Source organism: Streptomyces lacrimifluminis (genome assembly GCF_014646095.1).
In the GTDB taxonomy this organism is placed as follows: Bacteria; Actinomycetota; Actinomycetes; order Streptomycetales; family Streptomycetaceae; genus Streptomyces; species Streptomyces lacrimifluminis.
This window is the reverse complement of record NZ_BMMU01000085.1, coordinates 1-4593: the sequence shown is the minus strand read 5'-3', so window position 1 is coordinate 4593 and position 4593 is coordinate 1. Positions and strand designations below refer to the sequence as shown.

The 4593-nt window shown below is 65.2% G+C and carries 5 protein-coding genes; 3 read left to right on the top strand and 2 right to left on the bottom strand.

Annotated features, from left to right (window positions below):
- Positions 1-126: 126 nt before the first annotated feature.
- Positions 127-2091 (top strand): polymorphic toxin-type HINT domain-containing protein, encoded by a 1965-nt coding sequence (locus IEY89_RS39850; RefSeq protein ID WP_268240811.1) that lies wholly within the window; start codon positions 127-129, stop codon positions 2089-2091.
- 29 nt (positions 2092-2120) lie between these two features.
- Here the strand turns inward: IEY89_RS39850 and IEY89_RS39845 are convergent, their stop codons facing one another.
- Together IEY89_RS39845 and IEY89_RS39840 are read right to left on the bottom strand one after the other, a co-directional pair.
- Positions 2121-2366, bottom strand: coding sequence for a DUF7848 domain-containing protein (locus tag IEY89_RS39845; RefSeq protein ID WP_189152403.1), 246 nt, complete (start codon positions 2364-2366; stop codon positions 2121-2123).
- Positions 2354-2605 (bottom strand): hypothetical protein, encoded by a 252-nt coding sequence (locus tag IEY89_RS39840; RefSeq protein WP_189152405.1) that lies wholly within the window; start codon positions 2603-2605, stop codon positions 2354-2356. The genes IEY89_RS39845 and IEY89_RS39840 overlap by 13 nt, the downstream gene beginning before the upstream one ends.
- A 273-nt stretch (positions 2606-2878) precedes the next feature.
- Between IEY89_RS39840 and IEY89_RS39835 the strand changes: the two genes are divergently transcribed.
- Positions 2879-3598 carry a DUF5919 domain-containing protein gene (locus IEY89_RS39835; protein ID WP_189152404.1) on the top strand — a complete coding sequence of 240 codons (720 nt, stop codon included), beginning with the start codon at positions 2879-2881 and terminating at the stop codon, positions 3596-3598.
- A gap of 2 nt (positions 3599-3600) precedes the next feature.
- Positions 3601-4071 carry an NUDIX domain-containing protein gene (locus tag IEY89_RS39830; RefSeq protein WP_189152402.1) on the top strand — a complete coding sequence of 157 codons (471 nt, stop codon included), beginning with the start codon at positions 3601-3603 and terminating at the stop codon, positions 4069-4071.
- Positions 4072-4593 lie beyond the last annotated feature (522 nt).

The window sequence follows — 4593 nt, the reverse complement described above, 5'->3', positions numbered from 1 at the left end:
GCCGACCAAGATCGTCGAGCACAAGACCCGCGACTCAACTCATTCTGAAACGATCAGTTAGTCGGCTGGAACGACATCGTCGGCTGCTTCTCCCAGGGTGACCTGTGGGCGTGCGGCAGCCTGCTGATGGACGCGATTCCGTGGACGAGTGTCTTCTCCAAGGGCAAGAAGATGTGGCGGGCCTTTGAGGCGACGCTGGGTGCGGTGAAGGCCTGGCGGGCGGCGAAGGCGGTCGCGGAGGCGGGACTGAAGGCGGCGAAGGCGGCGAAGGCCGCGCTGGTCAAGGCGAAGAAGGCGGCGGAGGCTGCCGCGGCCGAGGCGAAACGCAAGGCGAGAGCGGCGGCCAAGGCTGCGGCGGAGGCAGCGAAGAAGAAATCCCATACAGGGTCGAAGGGCGCACGGGGGAACGCTCCGCAGGTCCAGGCCCGCAAGACCTCGCAGCAGAAGGGCTCGTCGGGCGGCGGCAAGGCCGAGAACAAGTCCGGTGGATCACGCGGCGGTTCCGGACGAGACGACTCCGACTCGGGTGGTGGATCCGACGGCGGGTCCGGCGATGGCCCGAGCTGCACGATCAACAGCTTCACCCCGGAGACCCGGGTCCTGATGGCCGACGGCTCGACCAAGGCGATCAAGGACGTCAAGGTCGGCGACAAGGTCATGGCCACCGACCCGGAAACAGGCGAGACCAAAGCAGAAACGGTCACCGCCGAGATCAAGGGCGAGGGCCTCAAGCACCTGGTCGACGTCACGATCGACACCGACGGGGCGAAGGGCTCGCAGACCGCCGAGGTCACTGCGACCGACGGCCACCCCTTCTGGGTTCCGGAACTGGGCGAGTGGGTCGACGCGACCGACCTCCAGACCGGCCAGTGGCTCCAGACGGGGGCGGGCACCCTCGTCCAGATCACCGCCATCCAGCGCTGGACGGCTCAGGGCGCCACCGTCCACAACCTCACCGTCAGCAACCTGCACACGTACTATGCGGTGGCGGGGGCTACGCCGGTACTCATTCACAACTGTGGTCCTGGCGTTGCAACTGAAGATGATGCAATGCTCGCTCTCGGCCGTGCGGACGAGTTGCAGGCATCTCGCAATGACTACTTCATGGCAGATGTGAAGGGCACCACGGCCGTCATTGGTGTCTTTAACTCAAAAACGAAGGCATTCACCACTCGTATCGGCATCAACGGCGGTGGCGCTATGCCTTCCGGCTGGACACTTCGACCGGGAGAAGAGTTCGTGCAGGCCGCTGGGCATGCAGAACAAGGGATTCTTAGCAGTTTGGGCCCCAATGAGCATGCCGTGTTTGGTGCAGCGTCGAGAAACTTCTGTGTCGCCATCTGTTCACCCATGCTGAATGTTCGTGGGGTGACAGTGGGTGGTGCGGGGCTACGTGGTCACGCTGCACAGAACTCGCCATTCACGACCTTCTGGGCCACTGGAGACTGGAGAGACATGACGATTTCGCCGGAACTACAGGCAATTTCGAGCGCTTCGGACTCTGAACTGGTGCTGATCTGTGCCGCAGCGGCGGAGCGAGGTGCTGCCTTCTGTCGAGCCCTCGGTGGATCGGAGCAGTCTGAGTGGGTCGATGCCTCGCTCAGGCTTGTCTGGGCGACTGCTGCTGGAGGTTCCACTCAGGACGAGTGTGCTGAGGCGTTGGATGAGCTGGAGATGGAATCTCAGGATGGCGAGGATGATTCCTCTCGACCCGAGTTCTATGTGGCTCAATCCGTGGCGTTGGTCGGAAACGCTCTCGCGGTTTCGTTGAGGCCGTCCGCCGCAAAGACTGAGATGGCTATCAACACCATCAGATCGTTGCTCTCCATGCTCGACTTCAAGGTGGGAGGAGAGCAGCCTGTGATCCTGGGATATGGCGACCCCACGCCCCCGGCGGGGCCTCTGGTTCAAATGGAGATCGGTGCAGAGCGGGAAGTAATCGGCCTTCTAGCTCGCGAGGCAGCAGCTTCTAGTCAAGGCGCGCCTAGCACTTCATCTGTGAATCAAATCCAGGCATCATCGACCGATTTTGGCGCGAGGCTGACGCCTTCCATCGAAGAGGTTGCCGCACTTAGCAACTGGGAACTCTAGCGGAGCGGTGCTTGGCCGAGCGGGGCGGGTCACGGCTGGCGCCAGGTCCGCCAGGGGCGGGTGATGATCTCCCGGTAGGTGTGGTGGGACGGGTTCTGGCCACAGTGCCGCAGTACCCAGTCCTGCGGTTCGGCGAAGCCCTCGCTTGTCGGTGAGGTTTCGCCGTCCACTGCGCACTGCATCGCGTACAGGACCGGTTCCGCGTCCGGCTCGCGGTCGGGCTGGAGGGTCCAGGTCTCGTAGCGCAGGATCGAGCGAGGGCTCACCGTCCCCACCTCCGGTTGGCTGCGGCCACCTTCGCGCTCAACTCCTCCGTCGGAGTCGGCGTACGTACGTCCTCAGGCGGCACGTCCCACTCCCGGCCGCCGCTCGGTGGCCGAAGCTGCACGTACGTCCCCACATGCCCCATCACAACGCCCACCTTGCCGCTCCGCCGGTCGACCACCAGAGCGCCGGCATCGGGCGACACGGTGTGCCCGTCGGCATCAGGGGTGGGGGCCGTCATCGTGACCACCCCGGCGAGGCGGCGCGCGACCGGGCGTCCAGTCGCAGGGCGGGAACACATGAGGTGGCGCTCATTCGCACGGTGACGCTCCTCGGCGGCGTTGATGCGTGCCCCCGGGCCTGTTGGTGCCGCAGGGTCGGCACCAATCCTCACGCCAGTCACCAGGACGAAGGAACCTCCACCAAACCCCACTCTGGGACGTCCCGCACCGTGTAGAACGTCCCTAGTGCCGTCCTGGGACGAAGGGGGAGACTCGTGCCGAACGAGAGATTACGAGCCGTCATGGCGGCGGGAGGCTGGACGTACGCCGCACTCGCTCAGCAGGTCGAGGTCGACCCCAAGTCGGTCGAGCGCTGGGTGAACCTCGGGCGTATCCCACGCCGTGCCACCGCCCTCCAAGCGGCCAAAGCCCTGGGAGAAGACGTGCACGCACTCTGGCCGGCGCTTCGCCAGGCCCGCCCCGCCCGCGCCATCAGCCCCGAACTGGTGGCGCTCTACGAGCAGCGGGCCGACCTCCCCGTCTCAGCGTTCACCGACCTGATGGCCCGGGCCCGGGAACGGATCGACATCCTCGTCTACGCGGCCGTCTTCCTCCACGAGGCGTACCCGCGGCTGAACGAACTCCTCACCGAACGCGCCGCCGAAGGCTGCACCGTCCGCATCGCGATCGGGGACCCCGACAGCGACACCGTCCAAGCCCGAGGCAAGGAAGAGCGGTTCGGCCACGGCATCGAATCCCGCTGCCGCCTCGCGCTCATGCACTACAAGCCGCTCGCCAGCACCCCGGGAATCGACGTCCGCACCCACGAAACCACGCTCTACAACTCCCTCTACCGCGCCGACGACCAGCAACTCGTCAACGCACACGTCTGGGGCGTCAACGCGTACGCCGCCCCCGTATGGCATCTTCGCCGACACGAGGCAGGCGGCATGTTCGACACCTACGCCGAGAGCTTCGACGCCGTGTGGACGACGGCAACCCCCGTACGAGAGGAAGGCTGACCGTGGCCCGCACCGAGTACCACGACGACCCCAACGCACCCAAGCCGAACAGCATGGTCGTCGCCGCTTCCGCCGTCGTCACCGACGACCACGGGCGCATCCTCCTCCAGCGCCGCCGCGACAACGGCCTATGGGCCCTGCCCGGAGGCGGTATGGACCTCACCGACTCCCTGCCTGGCACAGCAGTCCGCGAAGTCAAGGAAGAAACCGGCCTCGACATCGAGATCACCGGCCTGGTCGGCACCTACACCGACTCGAAACACATCATCGCCTATACCGACGGCGAGGTCCGCCGCCAGTTCAACGTCTGCTTCACCGCCCGCATCACCGGCGGCCGACTAGCAATCTCCGACGAGTCCACCGAACTCCGTTTCGTCCCGCCGGAAGAGATCGAGCAGTTGTCGATGCACCACACCCAACGACTCAGGCTCCAGCACTTCCTGGAACACCGCGAGAAGCCGTACCTGGGCTGAACCGCCTGACGGCAGTAGCGACGGCAACAACCCGGCACACCCACGGACACCCACGCACGTCACCGGACCAGCAAACCGCTATTGACCTGCATAAAAGCAGGTAGATGGAGCCACGCAGCACACGTAATGTGCTGGCGGGGGCCACACCAGTCCTGGTCCACAACTGCGGTCCCGCCGAAGAACAGGGGAAGCGGCAACGTTTGGAAGAGCAGCAAAGAGCTCCCTACGTTGTTCTGCGGGACGTGGTGAGCCCCTCGTATGGTTCACCCACCCAGGGGTGCCGGGTGTGGTTCAAAAAGCTCTGCCGCTTGTGGCTTCCACTGATTGGCCGCCCGGTGCCCCACGACGGCTCGGCTGCCAATGAGGAATTGCGAATGATCGCCGAGTAGGGAATCGACAGCGAGGTCGTCCGTCGGGAGGCACCAGCACCACACCGCGCGGAGGCACCACATGGCCATGATCTGGGCCGGCATCGACGCAGGCAAGACGCACCACCACTGCGTCGCGATCGACGAGAGCGGC

Coding starts and splice junctions, on each gene's coding strand:
- IEY89_RS39850 (WP_268240811.1), top strand. CDS start 127: ATGGACGCGATTCCGTGGACGAGTGTCTTCTCCAAGGGCAAGAAGATG.
- IEY89_RS39835 (WP_189152404.1), top strand. CDS start 2,879: ATGGCGGCGGGAGGCTGGACGTACGCCGCACTCGCTCAGCAGGTCGAG.